At 59.6% G+C, this 16,216-nt stretch carries 10 protein-coding genes; 5 read left to right on the plus strand and 5 right to left on the minus strand.

Annotation, left to right across the window (positions count from 1 at the left end; genetic code table 11):
• Window positions 1–3: 3 nt before the first annotated feature.
• On the minus strand, window positions 4–999 hold the full coding sequence (gene cra, locus GQ39_RS29270) for a catabolite repressor/activator (protein ID WP_047537553.1): 996 nt from the start codon (window positions 997–999) through the stop codon (window positions 4–6).
• 292 nt (window positions 1,000–1,291) lie between these two features.
• Between cra and ptsP the strand changes: the two genes are divergently transcribed.
• The 3 genes from ptsP to GQ39_RS29285 are packed head-to-tail and all read left to right on the plus strand — an operon-like array spanning window position 1,292 to window position 6,845.
• Complete coding sequence (ptsP, locus tag GQ39_RS29275) at window positions 1,292–4,153, plus strand: phosphoenolpyruvate--protein phosphotransferase (protein WP_047537556.1); 2,862 nt, start codon at window positions 1,292–1,294, stop codon at window positions 4,151–4,153.
• Window positions 4,153–5,094 carry a 1-phosphofructokinase gene (gene pfkB / locus GQ39_RS29280; RefSeq protein WP_047537557.1) on the plus strand — a complete coding sequence of 314 codons (942 nt, stop codon included), beginning with the start codon at window positions 4,153–4,155 and terminating at the stop codon, window positions 5,092–5,094. The genes ptsP and pfkB overlap by 1 nt, the downstream gene beginning before the upstream one ends.
• Window positions 5,095–5,105: 11 nt before the next feature.
• Window positions 5,106–6,845 (plus strand): PTS fructose-like transporter subunit IIB, encoded by a 1,740-nt coding sequence (locus GQ39_RS29285; protein ID WP_047537560.1) that lies wholly within the window; start codon window positions 5,106–5,108, stop codon window positions 6,843–6,845.
• Window positions 6,846–6,970: 125 nt separating this feature from the next.
• Here GQ39_RS29285 and GQ39_RS29290 read toward each other — a convergent pair whose 3' ends face one another.
• Together GQ39_RS29290 and GQ39_RS29295 are read right to left on the minus strand one after the other, a co-directional pair.
• Window positions 6,971–9,499, minus strand: a complete 2,529-nt coding sequence (locus tag GQ39_RS29290) for a PepSY domain-containing protein (protein ID WP_047537562.1) — start codon at window positions 9,497–9,499, stop codon at window positions 6,971–6,973.
• A 248-nt stretch (window positions 9,500–9,747) separates the two neighbouring features.
• The gene (locus GQ39_RS29295) at window positions 9,748–12,066 is read right to left on the minus strand and encodes a TonB-dependent receptor (RefSeq protein ID WP_047537565.1); all 2,319 of its coding nucleotides are present in this window, start codon (window positions 12,064–12,066) and stop codon (window positions 9,748–9,750) included.
• Between the two features lie 207 nt (window positions 12,067–12,273).
• On the opposite strand from GQ39_RS29295, the gene GQ39_RS29300 reads away from it, so the two are divergent.
• Together GQ39_RS29300 and GQ39_RS29305 are read left to right on the plus strand one after the other, a co-directional pair.
• Window positions 12,274–12,954, plus strand: coding sequence for a Fe2+-dependent dioxygenase (locus tag GQ39_RS29300; RefSeq protein ID WP_047537568.1), 681 nt, complete (start codon window positions 12,274–12,276; stop codon window positions 12,952–12,954).
• Window positions 12,955–13,011: 57 nt separating this feature from the next.
• Window positions 13,012–13,752, plus strand: coding sequence for a tetratricopeptide repeat protein (locus tag GQ39_RS29305; RefSeq protein WP_442961756.1), 741 nt, complete (start codon window positions 13,012–13,014; stop codon window positions 13,750–13,752).
• Window positions 13,753–13,843: 91 nt separating this feature from the next.
• On the opposite strand, the gene GQ39_RS29310 is transcribed toward GQ39_RS29305, so the two are convergent.
• Together GQ39_RS29310 and GQ39_RS29315 are read right to left on the minus strand one after the other, a co-directional pair.
• Window positions 13,844–14,857 (minus strand): alpha-xenorhabdolysin family binary toxin subunit B, encoded by a 1,014-nt coding sequence (locus tag GQ39_RS29310; RefSeq protein WP_047537570.1) that lies wholly within the window; start codon window positions 14,855–14,857, stop codon window positions 13,844–13,846.
• A gap of 77 nt (window positions 14,858–14,934) precedes the next feature.
• Window positions 14,935–16,116, minus strand: coding sequence for an alpha-xenorhabdolysin family binary toxin subunit A (locus tag GQ39_RS29315; RefSeq protein ID WP_047537573.1), 1,182 nt, complete (start codon window positions 16,114–16,116; stop codon window positions 14,935–14,937).
• Window positions 16,117–16,216 lie beyond the last annotated feature (100 nt).

Below are 16,216 nucleotides of genomic sequence, written 5' to 3' on the forward strand. Positions count from 1 at the left end.
GGTTCAGTCCTGGCGGATACGCTGCTTGAAGGTGCGCGGGATGGCCTGCACGCCGGGTTGGTAATCGGACTGCTCGATGGCCGCCAGGGCCAGTGCGAGGGCCTTGTCGGCAATCAGCTGATGTTGCTGGGCCATGGCATTGACCGGCAGAGGCAGGAAATCCAGCAACTGAGTGTCGCCGAAAGTGCCGAGGCGCAATGGGCGGTTTTTCAGCGGGAAGTCGTGCAAGGCATCGAACACGCCCTGCAACAGCACATAGGACGTGGTCACCAGTGCTTCGGGTAAATGCCCTACACGCTGGAGTAATTCTTCCATCAGTTGTTTGCCGCATTCGCGGCTGAAGGATTCGCCCTGTTCGATCAGCACCTCGCCGTTGAAGTCCTTCAAGGCCTCTTTGAAACCGGCGGCACGTTCCTGGCTGATGCTCAGTTCGGGGCGGGCACCGATCAAGGCGATTTGCTTGGGCAACGGGTCCAGCAGGCTGCGAGTCAGTTGCAGGCTGGCTTCCCGGTCGTCGCTGATCACCGAGCAGAAGTGTTCAGGCTCCATGACACGGTCGATCGCGATGATAGGAATCCCCTTGGCTTGCAACTGGCGATAGCTGTCATCGCCCGGAGGCAGGCAACTGGCAACGATCAGGGCATCGCAGCGGCGGGCGCGGAACAGCTTCAGCAATTGGCGCTCGCTGTCCGGTGCGTCGTCGGAACTGGCGATCAGCAGCTGATAGCCGCGAGCGCGTGCACCTTGTTCCAGCAGTTTGGCGATTCGCGCGTAACTGGGGTTTTCCAGATCCGGCAAAATGAACCCCAGGGTGCGGGTGTGCCGACTGCGCAGCCCGGCGGCCTGGGGATTGGGGGTGAAGCCATGTTGCTCGACGACTGCGCGTACACGTTCGACGGTAGCGCTACTGATGCGTTGCTGTTCGGCCTTGCCATTGATGACGTAGCTGGCGGTGGTAACAGACACACCGGCCAACTGGGCGATATCACTGAGTTTCAACCCGGGATTTCCTTGTTTTTTCGAGCTTGCCTCGACAATTTTGCCAATCCTAACCGATTCACGCAGGCGATCCCGCCTTCACGCAGCCGACAAGTTGGACTTCAAGGATGGGCCATTATCGAGTAACGTGCCAATCAATCTAGATTAAACGTTTCAGCAAGCGTATTTTCTACGTTATGGGCGCCTTAGGCCGGTTCTGCCACGAAACCGCTGAAGACTGTCACAGGACAAGCGCCTAAGCTGAATCAATCAAAACAATACCTGGTGCCAACAGGTGCCAAAAGGAGAAAGCATGCTCGAGCTCACCATAGAGCAGATATCCATGGGCCAGTCGGCTGTGGATAAGTCCGCAGCCCTGCAGTTGCTGGCCCGGCATCTGGTTACCGATGGTCTGGTTGCCGAGGGTTACCTCGCTGGCCTGCAGGCGCGTGAAGCCCAGGGCTCGACCTTTCTCGGTCAAGGTATCGCCATCCCCCACGGCACCCCGGAAACCCGCGATCAGGTATTCACCACGGGTGTGCGCCTGATGCAGTTTCCCGATGGCGTTGACTGGGGCGACGGGCAGATCGTCTACCTGGCCATTGGCATCGCCGCCAAGTCCGATGAACACCTGCGCCTGCTACAACTACTGACCCGCGCCCTCGGCGAGACCGATCTGGGCCAGGCCCTGCGCCGTGCCAGTTCCGCCGAGGCCCTGCTGAAACTGCTGCAAGGTGCGCCGCAAGAATTGGCGCTGGATGCGCAAATGATCGGCCTGGGTGTGGCAGCCGAAGATTTTGAAGAGCTGGTCTGGCGCGGTGCGCGTTTGTTGCGTCAGGCCGATTGCGTCAGCAACGGTTTCTCCGCCGTGTTGCAACAGGTCGAAGCACTGCCACTGGGCGATGGCCTGTGGTGGCTGCACAGTGAGCAAACAGTCAAGCGCCCCGGTCTGGCGTTCGTGACCCCGGACAAACCGCTGCGTTACCTCGGTCAGCCGCTGAACGGGTTGTTCTGCCTGGCCAGCCTGGGTGAGGCCCATCAAGCGTTGCTGGAACGACTGTGCGCGTTATTGATTGAAGGTCGCGGCCATGAATTGGGCCGTGCCACCAGCTGCCGCGCGGTGCTTGAAGTGCTCGGCGGTGAACTGCCGGCGGACTGGCCGAGTACGCGGATCGCGCTGGCCAATGCCCACGGTTTGCATGCACGGCCGGCGAAAATCCTCGCGCAACTGGCAAAGAGTTTTGAAGGTGAAATTCGCATCCGCATCGTCGATGGTCAGGACAGCGCGGTGTCGGTCAAGAGCCTCAGCAAGCTGCTCAGCCTCGGCGCCCGTCGTGGTCAGGTGCTGGAAATCATCGCCGAGCCGAGCATCGCCGCCGATGCGCTGCCTGCGTTGTTGGCTGCCATCGAAGAAGGCCTCGGTGAAGAAATCGAGCCGCTGCCGCCCGTCAGCCAGCCGCGTGAAGAAATTGTCGAGGCGGCCCAGGTACTGCTCGCCCCGGCGTCCGGTAGCGTGATTCAGGCCATCGCCGCCGCGCCGGGAATCGCCATCGGCCCGGCGCATATTCAAGTGTTGCAAGCCATCGAGTACCCGCTGCGCGGTGAGTCCGCCGCCATCGAACGCGATCGGCTCAAGCAGGCGCTGGCGGATGTGCGGCGCGACATCGGTGGTTTGATCGAACGCAGCAAGGCCAAGGCCATTCGCGAGATTTTCGTCACCCACCAGGAAATGCTCGACGACCCGGAATTGACCGATGAAGTCGACACCCGTCTCAAGCAGGGCGAAAGCGCCGAAGCGGCCTGGATGTCGGTGGTCGAAGCGGCGGCCCGGCAACAGGAAGCGCTGCAGGACGCCTTGCTTGCCGAACGCGCTGCCGATTTGCGCGATATCGGTCGTCGGGTGTTGGCGACGCTCTGCGGGATCGAAACCCCGAGTGAACCCGAGCAACCCTACATTCTGGTGATGGACGAAGTCGGTCCATCCGACGTTGCGCGTCTGGACCCGACTCGCGTGGCCGGCATCCTCACCGCCCGCGGCGGCGCTACTGCCCACAGTGCGATCGTGGCCCGAGCGCTCGGTATTCCGGCGTTGGTCGGTGCCGGTCCGGCCGTGTTGCTGCTGGCGCCGGGCACGCCGTTGCTGATCGATGGCCAACGCGGTCGCCTGCACGTGGATGCCGATGCCGCAACGCTGCAACGGGCCACTGACGAACGCGACACCCGTGAACAACGATTGAAGGTGGCCGCTGAACAGCGCCATCAACCCGCCTTGACCCGCGACGGCCATGCGGTCGAAGTGTTCGCCAACATCGGTGAAAGCGCTGGCGTGACCGGTGCGGTGGAGCAGGGGGCCGAAGGCATTGGCCTGTTGCGCACCGAACTGATTTTCATGGCTCACCCGCAAGCGCCGGACGAGGCGACCCAGGAGGTCGAATACCGGCGTGTCCTCGATGGCCTGATGGGTCGCCCCCTGGTGGTGCGCACCCTTGATGTCGGCGGCGACAAACCGCTGCCCTATTGGCCGATCGCCAAGGAAGAAAATCCGTTCCTTGGGGTACGTGGCATTCGCCTGACCTTGCAACGGCCACACATCATGGAAACGCAGTTGCGCGCCTTGCTGCGCGCGGCTGACAACCGTCCGCTGCGGATCATGTTCCCGATGGTCGGCAGCGTCGATGAGTGGCGCCAGGCCCGGGACATGACCGAACGCCTGCGTCTGGAAATCCCGGTCGCGGACCTGCAACTGGGGATCATGATCGAAGTGCCGTCGGCGGCATTGCTGGCGCCGGTGTTGGCCAAAGAGGTGGACTTCTTCAGCGTCGGCACCAACGACCTGACGCAATACACCCTGGCCATCGACCGTGGTCATCCGACCTTGTCGGCCCAGGCCGATGGCCTGCATCCGGCGGTATTGCAACTGATCGACATCACCGTGCGCGCCGCCCATGCCCATGGCAAGTGGGTCGGTGTCTGCGGTGAACTGGCGGCCGACCCGCTGGCGGTGCCGGTGCTGGTCGGGCTCGGTGTGGACGAGTTGAGCGTGTCGGGGCGCAGCATTCCCGAGGTCAAGGCGCGAATCCGTGAACTCAGCCTGAGCCAGACCCAAACCCTTGCCCAAGCGGCGCTCGCCGTGGGCAGCGCCAACGAAGTGCGCGCATTAGTGGAGGCCCTGTAATGGCCAGGATTTTAACCTTGACCCTCAACCCGGCGCTGGACCTCACCGTCCAGTTGCCGCGCCTGGAGCCGGGTCAGGTCAATCGCAGTGATGTCATGCACACCCATGCCGCCGGCAAAGGGTTGAACGTGGCGCAGGTATTGGCGGACCTCGGGCATCAACTGACGGTCAGCGGATTTCTCGGTGAAGACAACCTGCAAGCGTTCGAAACCCTGTTCGCCAAACGGAATTTTGTCGATGGGTTTATCCGCGTGCCGGGGGAGACCCGCAGCAATATCAAACTGGCGGAAAGCGATGGTCGCATCACCGACATCAATGGCCCGGGGCCGCAGGTCAGCGCGACGGCCCAGCAGGCCTTGCTTGATCGTCTTGACCGGATCGCTCCGGGGCATGATGCCGTCGTCGTCGCCGGCAGCCTGCCTCAGGGCGTGAGTCCGCAATGGTTGCAGGCGTTGATCCTGCGCTTGAAAGAACTCGGTCTGAAGGTCGCGCTCGACACCAGCGGCGACGCCTTGCGGGCCGGGCTCAAGGCCGGTCCATGGCTGATCAAGCCGAACACAGAAGAGCTGGCTGAAGTGCTGGGTTGCGAGGTGGTATCTGTCACCGCGCAGGCCGCAGCGGCGAATCGTTTGCACGCGCAGGGTGTCGAGCATGTGGTGATTTCCCACGGAGCCGATGGCGTGAACTGGTTCAGCGTCGGTTCGGCGCTGCACGCCACGCCACCTAAAGTCAGCGTCGCCAGTACGGTGGGCGCGGGCGACTCGTTGCTGGCGGGGATGCTCCACGGCCTAGTCAGCGCCGACCTGCCTGAGCAGACCTTGCGCCGCGCCACGGCAATTGCCGCGATGGCCGTCACGCAGATCGGTTTCGGTATCAGCGACGCGGCGCAACTGGCGCAGCTCGAACAGGGTGTGCGCGTGCGTCCCCTGACAGAACAATAAGAGGGTTGGTCATGAAATTAGCCATTGTTACTGCCTGCCCGAACGGCATGGTCACCAGTGTGCTGTGCGCTCGTCTGCTGGATGCAGCGGCCCAGCGTCAGGGCTGGAGCACCAGTGTCGAAGTGAACGACGCGGCGCATCCTGAACGGCAATTGTCGGCGGCGACGATCGAGGCCGCCGAGTGGGTACTGCTGGTGACCAGCGCCCCGGTGGACATGTCGCGATTCGTCGGCAAGCGGGTGTTCCAGAGCACCCCGGCGCAAGCCCTGCAGGACGTCGAGGCGGTGTTGCGCCGTGGCGCCGAAGAGGCTCGGGTATACGTTGCACCCGAAACCGTCGCCGCACCGGTTGCAGTGAGCAAAAACGCACCGCGCCTGGTCGCGATCACGGCATGCCCGACCGGCGTCGCCCACACTTTCATGGCCGCCGAAGCCTTGCAGCAAGCGGCCAAGCGCCTGGGTTACGACCTGCAAGTGGAAACCCAGGGCTCCGTTGGGGCGCGCAATCCGCTGAGTGCGCAAGCCATCGCCGAGGCCGACGTGGTACTGCTGGCTTGCGATATCGAAGTCGCCACCGAGCGTTTCGCCGGCAAGAAAATTTATCGCTGCGGCACCGGCATTGCCCTCAAGCAGGCCGAAGCCACGTTGAACAAAGCGCTGGCCGAAGGCACGCAGGAAAGCGCCGCCAGCGGCGCCAATGGCCCGGTCAAGGCCGAGAAGACCGGCATCTACAAACACCTGCTGACCGGCGTGTCGTTCATGTTGCCGATGGTGGTGGCGGGCGGCCTGATGATTGCCTTGTCGTTTGTGTTTGGCATCACTGCGTTCAAGGAACCGGGCACCTTGGCGGCGGCTTTGATGCAGATCGGCGGCGAGACCGCGTTCAAGCTGATGGTGCCGTTGCTGGCGGGTTACATCGCTTACTCCATCGCCGACCGTCCGGGCCTGGCGCCGGGGATGATCGGCGGGTTGCTGGCGAGCTCCCTCGGTGCCGGTTTTATCGGCGGGATCATTGCCGGTTTCCTCGCCGGCTACGCCGCCCAGGCGATCAATCGTTATGCGCGTTTGCCGCAAAGCCTTGAAGCGCTCAAGCCGATCCTGATCATCCCGTTGCTGGCCAGTCTGTTCACGGGCCTGGTGATGATCTACGTGGTCGGCAAACCCGTGGCCGGGATGCTCGAAGGGCTCACGCATTTCCTCGACAGCATGGGCACCACCAATGCGATCCTGCTGGGCGTGTTGCTGGGCGGAATGATGTGCGTCGATCTTGGCGGGCCGATCAACAAGGCGGCCTATGCGTTCTCGGTCGGGCTGCTGGCCTCGCAGAGTTATGCACCGATGGCTGCGACCATGGCGGCCGGCATGGTGCCGCCGATTGGCCTCGGCATTGCCACGTTCATCGCCCGGCGCAAGTTTGCCCAGACCGAGCGCGAGGCGGGTAAAGCGGCGCTGGTGCTGGGATTGTGCTTCATCTCCGAAGGGGCGATTCCGTTCGCTGCCAAGGACCCGTTGCGGGTGATTCCGGCGAGCATCGCCGGTGGCGCGCTGACCGGCGCGTTGTCGATGTATTTCGGCTGCAAGCTGATGGCGCCCCACGGTGGATTGTTCGTGCTGGCCATCCCGAACGCGATCAACCATGCGTTGCTGTATTTGCTGGCGATCGTGGCGGGGAGTTTGTTGACGGCGGTGGTGTATGCGCTGGTCAAGCGGCCTGAGGTGACGGAGTTGGCGATCGAGCCCGTCAGCGCCTGATCCCCACCCTGTAGGAGCGAGCCTGCTCGCGATGGTGGTCAACGATAACGCGGGGAATCTGATAGTCCGCGGTGTCTTTGAGTTCATCGCGAGCAGGCTCGCTCCTTCAGGGGGGTTGTGCCGCGTCAGTAAACGTCGCGGCGGTAGCGGCCCTGTTCGATCAGGCGTTCCACTTCGGCAGCGCCGAGTACATCGTTGAGCACTTGATCGACTCCCGAAGCCATGCCCTGCAAGCTGCCGCAGATGTAAATCACCGCACCTTCAGCCAGCCACTTCTTCAATTCCGCGGCTGATTCGCGCAGGCGATCCTGCACGTAGATTTTCTCCGCCTGATCCCGCGAGAACGCCAGGTCCAGGCGCTGCAGATCTCCCGAAATCAACCACTCTTCCAACTCGTCCCGACACAGATAGTCGTGTTCCCGATTGCGCTCGCCGAACAACAGCCAGTGACGTTGTTGGCCGTCGGCAATCCGCGCTTTGAGCAGGCTGCGCAGCCCGGCCAGCCCGGTACCGTTGCCCAGCAGGATCATGGGCACGGGGTCTGACGGCAGATGGAAACCACTGTTGCGGCGCACACGCAGGTGGATGGTGCTGCCCACCGGCGCGTGTTCGGTCAGCCAGCCGGAGCCGACGCCCAGGCTGCCATCGGGGTGCAGTTCCTGGCGAACGATCAGCTCCAGTACGCCATCGGCGGCAATCGAGGCAATGGAGTATTCGCGCAGGGCCAAAGGCACCAGCGCATCCACCAGCGCCTGGGCATGCAAACCGACCAGATGCGCCCGATTCGCCGGCAGTTGGCGGCTGGCGAGGGCTTGCTCCAGAGGCTGCGACCGGCCATCGAATTCAATCGTGGCGCGACCGTCAATCCCCATGCCGTCGAGGAAATGCTCGATCGCCCAGGAGCCATTGCGCGGTAACACTTCCACCAGATCGCCTGCCAGCCAACTGCTGGTGGTGGGCGGTTTGAGGCCCAGCAAGTACACGGGCGAGCCGCTGCTGTCCGGGTTGAGCAACTCGCGACGAACCAGCGGCCAGTTGTCATAGCTCGGAGCTTGCCAGGTGTCGACCGGTGCTTGTCCGGTCAGCAGCCCCAGTTGTTGCTGCCAGTGACGCAAGGCGTAAGGGTCGCCGCTGTCGACTTCCACCGGGGGGAACAGGGTCTTGCCGCCGTGTTCGCCCAGCCAGCTGTGCAAGCGCCGGGCAAAGCCGCAGAAGTGTTGATACTGCCGGTCGCCGAGACCGAGCACCGCGTAGTTCAAGCTCTCCAGGCTCGACGCCCGCCCCAGCACCTTGCGTTCAAAACCACGGGCGCTGTCCGGTGCCTGGCCGTCGCCGAAGGTGCTGACCACGAACAGCGCGTTGTTCGAACTCCGCAGGTCCTGCTCGCTGACAGTCGCCAGCGGTAGCACTTTCACTGGCAGGCCGGCCGCTTGTAATTGGCCGGCCGTCTGCCAGGCCAGTTGCTCGGCAAAGCCACTCTGGCTGGCGAAACTGATCAGCCACGCCGGGGCATCGCCACCGGGTTGGGCGAGGTCTTTACGGGCGTCTTTGATCTGGCGTTTTTTGCGGCGACGATCGAGGTACAACAGCCAGCCCGTGACGAAAAACAGCGGCATGCTCAGCGCGGCGATCGTCAGGATGATCCGCCCGACGATGCCGAAGTAGCTACCGACGTGCAGCGCATAGAGGCTGGTCAGCAATTGCGCCTTGAGGCTCTTGTCGCTGTAGCGCTCGTGCCGTTTGATTTCGCCGGTGACCGGATCGAGGGTGATCTGGTTCAGCGCGCGGTCATGGGGTGAGTTTTTCAGCAGGTAGAACACGGTCGCCGGTTGCCCGGCGACGGGCGGCATGCGCGTGTTATAGAAGCTCAGGTTGGGACCGGCAGCGCTATAGATACTCAGCCACATGGCCGAATAATCGGCCGTCGGCGCCGGACCGCCAGGCGCCGGGCCACGACCACCGCGAACGCGCTCGTTCTGCGGCGAATCGGAGAGCAAACGGGTCAGGCCCTTGTTGTACCACTCGTAGGACCAGGACAACCCGGTCAAGGCGGCCAGGAGGTAAAACACCAGGCACCAGGTGCCGGCGACCGAGTGCAGGTCCCAGTTGAAGCTGCGACCTTTTTTCTTCCAGTCGAGGGTCAGCCAGGCGCGCCAGCTTTTCCATTGGCGGGGCCAGCGCAAGTACAGGCCGGAGAGGCAGAAGAACACCAGGATCAACGTACAGGCCCCGGTGATTTGCCGACCGGTATCGCCCATGGCGAGGAAACGGTGCAATTGCAGCATCAGGCCGAAGAAGTCCTGGCCAGTGGCGTCGCCCAGCAGCTCGGCGGTGTAAGGATCGAAGTAACGCATCGGTCCGCGACGTTGGCCCGGTGGCGGTGTGAAGAACACTTTCGCGGCAATGCCGCTGTCGATGTCGACCGAGAGCCCCGCCACTTTGTTGCCCGTGGCCGTTTCGATCTTCTCCACCAGTTCGGCGGGCGGCAGCACCCCGGCGACCTGCTTGTGGACCTGCAAGACCGATGGGTTCAGCGCATACAGGATTTCATCCTGAAACGATACCGTCGCCCCGGTGATGCCCATCAGGGCCAGGACGAGTCCGGCGCTGATGCCAAAAAACCAGTGCAACTGGAACAGGGTTTTCTTCAACACGTCGCTCGCCTTGTTCGTTCAAAAGTCATCACGGCGCGCATTATGCCGTGGGTTGTCGAGAAGCATTCTTTTTTACACGCAAAAGCCCCGTTCATCTGGATGAACGGGGCCAGGCGCTGTTTCGGCCTTCACCCTCCTGTAGGAGCGAGCCTGCTCGCGATGGTCGTCAACGATAACGCGTAGAACCTGACACCCCGCGTTGTTCTCCAGTCCATCGCGAGCAGGCTCGCTCCTACAGAGGTCGCGTATCAGAAGTGGAAGTTGGTGCTCAGCAAGGCAGTACGGCCCGCCGCCTGGTTGGCGAAGTGAGTCGAGAAGGCCTTGTCGTAGTAGGTTTCGTCGGTCAGGTTCTGCACGTTCAGTTGCAGGTCGATGTTTTTGGTCAGCTTGTAGGCGGCCATTGCATCGTAACGAACGTAGGAATCGACCATGGTGGTGTTGGCCACGCTGCCGAACACGTCATCGACGTAGAACGCGCCGCCGCCGATGGTCAGCTTCGGCGTGACCTGATAGGTCGTCCAGAGGCTGGCGCTGTTTTTCGGCGTGTTAGGCAGTTCGTTGCCATCGTTGGCCTTGCCCAGCGGACCGCCATCGATCTGTTCGCTGTCCATGTAGGCGTAACCGGCGAAGACCTGCCATTTGTCGGTGATTTTACCGGTAGCCGACAGTTCAACACCTTGAACGCGGGTTTTGCCGACGTTTTCATAGGACGTGGTGTTGGTCTGTACCCGGGCGTTTTCCTTCTCGGTGCGGAAGATATCGGCGGTCAGCGACAGACGATCGTTCATCAGATCCCACTTGGTGCCGATTTCGTAGTTCTTGGTGGTTTCCGGCTCCATGTCGCTGCTCAGCAGGTTGCCGTTGCGATCAGGCGTGCCGCCCAGCGGGTTGCCTTCCTGACCGTCGCCGAGGGTAGTGCCCGGTGGGGTGGCGGACGTCGCGTACGACGCATAGATGCTGCCGTTCTCCGCCGGTTTGTAGACCACACCGAATTGACCGGTCACGAATTCACTGACGTCGTCGCCCTTGGAGGTGGTGGTGCCGGCGTTGGTGTAGGTTTTGTAGCTCGTGTCGAAATGGTCGTAACGCAGGCCCATGTTCACCAGCCATTGTTCGGACAGCTCAAGCGTATCGAACGCGTACAACGCATAGGTGTCGGCCTTGGTGTCGGTGCCGGCGTAGTTACGTGAGATGGCACCGTTCCACGGATCGCTCGGGATCGGGTTTGCCAGCGAAGTACAGTTGTATCCGCTACGAGGACCAATCAACGCAGGACTGCAATTGGTGGTCGCGGCGGCTGTTGCCGGGGTGGTATCGGTGTTGACGTTGTACGAGGATTTCTGGCTCTCCTCGTGGGTGAACTCGATACCGGTGGCGAAACTGTTCTTGAACCCGGCGATATGGAAATCGCCGAACAGATCGGTCTGGTTCGTGGTCGTTTCGGTGTTGCTCACGCGGGTGTTGGCACGACGCCAGACGCTGCCGTTGTTGACGTTGCCCTTGCTGTCGTCCGGCTGGGTCAGGATGTAGTCCTGCATGCTGGTGCCGTGGCGCAGGGTGTTCTTGACGGTCAGCGCGTCGTTCAGGTCGTGCTCGATGGCGATGGTCGCGGTGTCGGTGCGGCCCTTGCGGAAATCGCGGTTGTCCAGGCCGTAGAAATTGCTGCTGTCGCCGCCGTCGTTTGGTTTGTCCGGGTTGGACTTGGTGCGGGCAGCGGAGCCTGCAGTCGGAATGGAGTAGGGGATACCCGAGTCCGGCGTGTCGTTACTTTCCAGATGGTAGTAATCGAGATTGACCCGGGTATCGGTGCCCAGGCCAAAGGCCAGCGACGGAGCGACGCCCCAGCGATCGTAATCGACGCTGTCGCGGCCGGCGACGTTGCTTTCATGGCTCATCAGGTTCAGACGGCCAGCGGCGGTGTCGGAGAACTGATAGTTGCCGTCCATGGTGTAACGCTGGGTCTGGTCAGAACCCCAGGTAAAACCACCGTCGAACGAATCGCCCAGGTGCGCTTTTTTGCTCACCAGGTTGATGCTGCCGCCGGCAGCGCCACGGCCGCCAATGGCCGAGTTCGGTCCTTTGCTGACTTCGATCGATTCAACGGCGAAGATCTCCCGGCTCTGCGAACCGGTATCGCGCACGCCGTCCAGGTAAGTATCGCCCTGGGCATCGAAACCACGAATGAACGGACGGTCGCCTTGTGGGTTGCCGCCTTCACCGGCACCGAAGGTGATGCCGGGAACGGTACGCAGCGCGTCCTGCATGTTCATGGCGCCGGTGTCCTTGAGCACTTGCTGCGGGATCACTGTGATCGAGCGCGGTGTGTCCACCAGCGGCGCGGTGTACTTGGGCGAGGAGGCTTTTTCGACGTTGTAGGAGGTCTGGTCTTGCGCTTCGCCGGTGATAGCGGTTGCACCGAGGGAGATGGTGTTGCTCGGTGCTTTCTCGTCGGTCTTTTCAGCCGCGAATACCATGTGGCCCGCGGAGCCGGCGGTGATCGCCATACCAATCGCAGAGGCGAGTAGACGCGGTGAACTGACAGGTAGCTGTGGTTGTTGGCGTGACATTTTTATTCCCCTCCCCAAGGATTTGAGGCGGCGGAATATAGGGTAAATACGTATTCGTATCAATTGCGAAACATTACTATTCGCGATGAATTTACATTCTTTACAATTTACCCTTACGGTTTTTACCGTTTCATTCGTCTGGCGGGTTTTACACAGGCAATAAGAATCAATACCATTGGCGCCCCTTTGCTTTCTGGTGCCTTGCCCATGTTGCTGCACATCCCCGGCTTATTCGAAAAAGAAGAAGTGCAGCGCATTCGCGAGGCTCTGGAGCAGGCCGATTGGGCGGACGGTAAAATCACTGCCGGTTACCAGTCAGCCAAGGCCAAGCACAATCTGCAATTGCCGGAAGGCCATCCGTTGGCCAAGGAGATCGGCGCGGCGATGCTGGAGCGACTGTGGAAAAATCCGCAGTTCATGTCTGCCGCGCTACCGCACAAAGTCTTTCCTCCGTTGCTGAACTGTTACACGGCCGGTGGCAGTTTCGATTTCCATATCGACAACGCCGTACGTCAACCCAAGGGCAGCATTGAGCGGGTGCGAACCGATCTGTCGGCAACAGTGTTTTTCAGCGAGCCTGCGGATTACGACGGCGGCGAACTGGAAATCCAGGACACCTACGGCACCCAGCGCGTGAAGTTGCCGGCCGGTGACATGGTGCTGTACCCCGGCACCAGCCTGCACAAGGTCAATGCGGTCACTCGCGGAGCCCGCTACGCTTCTTTTTTCTGGACCCAAAGCCTGGTGCGCGAAGACAGCCAGCGTGCGTTGCTGTTTGAAATGGATGGCGCGATTCGCCAACTGACCCAGGACCTGCCCGACCACCCTTCGCTGATCCGCCTGACTGGCACCTATCACAACCTGTTGCGCCGCTGGGTCGAGGTGTAAGTGCTGGACTTCAGGTCGCACCGCGAAGAGATTCTCGACACTGATGCGCTCAACGCCATGCTCGATGAAAGCCCGGCCCGTGCCGCCCAGGCGATTCTGCTTGCCGCCCGTGCAGGGCTTCTCGATGCACAGGCCTTGCTGGGACAGATTCTGCTGGAAGGGCGGGGCATCGCTCGGGATCAGTCACTGGCGGTGCGCTGGTTCGGGATCGCCGCCCAAGGCGGACATCTGATGGCGCGCAATATGCTCGGTCGATGCCATGAACATGGCTGGGGTTGCACGGCCGATGCTGCAATCGCTGCCAGGCATTATCGTCAGGCCGCCGAGGGTGGGCTGGATTGGGCGATGTACAACTACGCCAATCTGCTGGCGACCGGGCGTGGGGTCATCGAGGATCAAGCACAGGCGCTGAAGCTGTATCAGCGCGCCGCCGAACTCGGGCACGCCAAATCGATGAACCTGTTGGGGCGCTACCTCGAGGAAGGCCAGCACTGCCCGGCTGACTCGGCTGCGGCATTTGAGTGGTATCGACGTTCTGCCGAAGGCGGGGATTTTCGGGGGCAATTCAGTTATGCGTCCGTTCTGGCGGACGACGGGAGAGTCGAGGAGGCATTCTTGTGGCTGCACCGGGCGTTGGCGGCCGGCAATCTGAACTTCCTGCGCGTCAGTAGCCGAACGCTGTTACAGGCTCCTCATCCGCAACTCCGGGCGTTGGCGCAGGACTACCGACAACGCGCTGCTCACCTGGAAGGCGAGGCGCTCAGAGCCGAGGCTGGAGTGATGAGTTCTCTTCAATAGGAAGGTGCCATCCAGGTGGAGCGAAAAAGCACGGTTTGCTTTTTCGCTCGTATTGTCCTGATCGGCTGAGGCCAACCGGATGGATCCCGGTTTAGCTGCGCCATTCCTTGCGAAGGCTGTTCAGGTGCGCCACGAACACATTTGTCTGCTCGATGAAACGTTTAACAACGGCGTGCAAGTCGTCTGAAGCTTCGTAGCTGTTGATCTGCAGAAATTTTTCGACGGATTCGGTGAGCGTGCTTATTTCATGCGTATAAGTCTCTCTTGGGTTTTTGATCGCTTGCAGTTCCAGTAATTGAAACTTTCGATCTTCCAGTGTTTTTAGCTCTTTCTTGATGCCGGCGAGATTGAGGCGACGATTATCCAGTTTTGTTTGAGTCTGGCGCCTGGCTGTGACCAGATTGTCATACTTGATGGCGTTGCTGACCAAATCCAGGATTTTTCCGGCCGCGCCAATACCTGCTTTAACCAGTTCAAGTTGAGGTGCGGACAAATTGAGAGCCGCCAGTTTTTCGAGGCTGAGAAAAACATCTTTTATCAAGGAGAAGGTGTCGGTTGCTTCAATGATCTTGATGGCCTCGTTCAGCGCCGTTTCATCGGTTACCAGACGTTCGATGGCACTTTCCTCTTCGGAAAGTTGCGGGGAGATTTTGAGGATCGATGTGTCCAGTTCATTGATTCGATATTGGTTGTCGCTGAGCGTAACGGCCTGCAGATTTGTCAGGCTGTTGTTGAGTTCTGTGAAGAGCTTAAGTGTCTCGGTGGTGGAGTTGCCGATCAGCGATTTTATTTCGCCATAAAAACTGTCAATGGCTTCTTTCTGTTCGCTTGTCGGGTTCTCGTTTTTAAGGTTTTCGATGATGGTGTAGTACTGTAGAATTTCACTTGTTTGCAATGCTGAAGGTATCAGGGTGATTGCTTTAAGTGCCTGGGCGTCAGTAGTGTTTATTTCTTTTTCCAGTCCTTTCAGCTCTTCGGCGAGTACGGGTAAGTAAAGGTTGCCGAGTGTGCGGATCTTGTAATTGAGTTCCTCCCTGCTTTTGTAAATCTTGTTCATGTCGGGTGCAGGGTACTGAAACGAGGTGTCGATGGTGTGTACGGTCATGGTGATCTCGATGTCTAAAAGATGGATGCATGATGATTAATAAATATCGCAAAGGCGCTTTATTTGCTTTCCAGGTCTCAGGACTCATGTGATGCATTGTTAAAGGCGGTCAATAAATCACCTGCCTGTTTCTTGATCGCTTTCCAATTCTCCGTCATGCTGGTCAACCTCGAAACGAAAGACACCAAGTACATGGCGTTGGTCACACCATCGAGTCTTTTACTGGAAGACTCGACATAGGCCTGGATAAGTTCCCAGAGGCTTTCCAGATTCGACGAGCTGCCCGAGGCGCCCTCCACCCGGACCTGCAGGTCCTGGAGGTTGGTTTCAAATGCGAGCAGCGATGCAAGGAATGTGTTGGTTGTCGCAAGTTTTTTTTCGATATCGCGCCGTTCGTCAGTCAGCTGGTCCAGTTCATTTCGTGCTTGCTGGGCTTTGCTGCCGTAAATCGACGAGGTGATAATAAAACCGACGACCCCGCCGATAACACCCCACCATTTATTTCTACTGTATTCTGCGATTTCCGCGTTTTTTTGATCGATCCTGGCGTTAATGACGTCAAGTCGTTGGTTGTATTGTTTTATCTCATCGCTAAAATTCTGACTGTTGCAAAGGGCAATTTTTAAACCGAGTTCCGGTTTGATAATGTTTGTTATGCCGTGTTTGAAATCGGTTATTGCTGTTTTTGTGAGTTTTGTGCTTTGGCTGTGCGCGGTGATGACGATTTTAAGTTCGTCGACCAACTCAAGTAAGGTCGGGATTTTTTTCTTCTCTTCCCCGGTTAATATGATCTCTGGAAGCTTGTCGATTTCTTCCGGGGGCAGACCGCCAATTTTGCCCACGCCACTCACATAGCTTGGAAGCGTCTTGAGGTATTCAATAATGGCTGTGCAGTTAGATGTAATGTTATCGGAAAATACGTGAAGGTCAGAACCGACGGCCTTCATGCTGGATTCAAGTGCTGACCAGGTTCCAGCATGATCTTTCATTTTCATGAATAAAAGTTGCAGGTCAGCCGATTTGAGGCCGCTGATATTCAGCTGGTCTAATTTGTGAATCTGCTCGATTTCTTTTTCGTCGATAGGGAGTTCTAGCCCGCCCTTGACGTAGCGTTTGATCCTCCGTACGTCTTCGTTCGTGACTAATAGTCCTGGATCTCGCTCGACGCCAGGGAGGGTTCCGGAGACCGCGTCCATAAATTCAGTGGTAAGTTTGTTAAGGTCTTCGGAAGTTATCTTTAATTCTTGAGTGGCTAACATGAAAATCCTTTTTTATGTTTTAGCATTGTGAAATTGATTTTATTGCAGGCGAAAAGTAGCGCTGATTGTTATTAAAGTTAAGTGCATAAGGTTTTCAGTG

The organism is Pseudomonas sp. 11/12A (assembly GCF_000800055.1).
Classification (GTDB): domain Bacteria; phylum Pseudomonadota; class Gammaproteobacteria; order Pseudomonadales; family Pseudomonadaceae; genus Aquipseudomonas; species Aquipseudomonas mohnii.

Coding starts and splice junctions, on each gene's coding strand:
- GQ39_RS29310 (WP_047537570.1), bottom strand. CDS start 14,857: ATGACCGTACACACCATCGACACCTCGTTTCAGTACCCTGCACCCGAC.
- GQ39_RS29295 (WP_047537565.1), bottom strand. CDS start 12,066: ATGTCACGCCAACAACCACAGCTACCTGTCAGTTCACCGCGTCTACTC.
- GQ39_RS29315 (WP_047537573.1), bottom strand. CDS start 16,116: ATGTTAGCCACTCAAGAATTAAAGATAACTTCCGAAGACCTTAACAAA.
- pfkB (WP_047537557.1), top strand. CDS start 4,153: ATGGCCAGGATTTTAACCTTGACCCTCAACCCGGCGCTGGACCTCACC.
- ptsP (WP_047537556.1), top strand. CDS start 1,292: ATGCTCGAGCTCACCATAGAGCAGATATCCATGGGCCAGTCGGCTGTG.
- GQ39_RS29300 (WP_047537568.1), top strand. CDS start 12,274: ATGTTGCTGCACATCCCCGGCTTATTCGAAAAAGAAGAAGTGCAGCGC.
- GQ39_RS29305 (WP_442961756.1), top strand. CDS start 13,012: ATGCTCGATGAAAGCCCGGCCCGTGCCGCCCAGGCGATTCTGCTTGCC.
- GQ39_RS29285 (WP_047537560.1), top strand. CDS start 5,106: ATGAAATTAGCCATTGTTACTGCCTGCCCGAACGGCATGGTCACCAGT.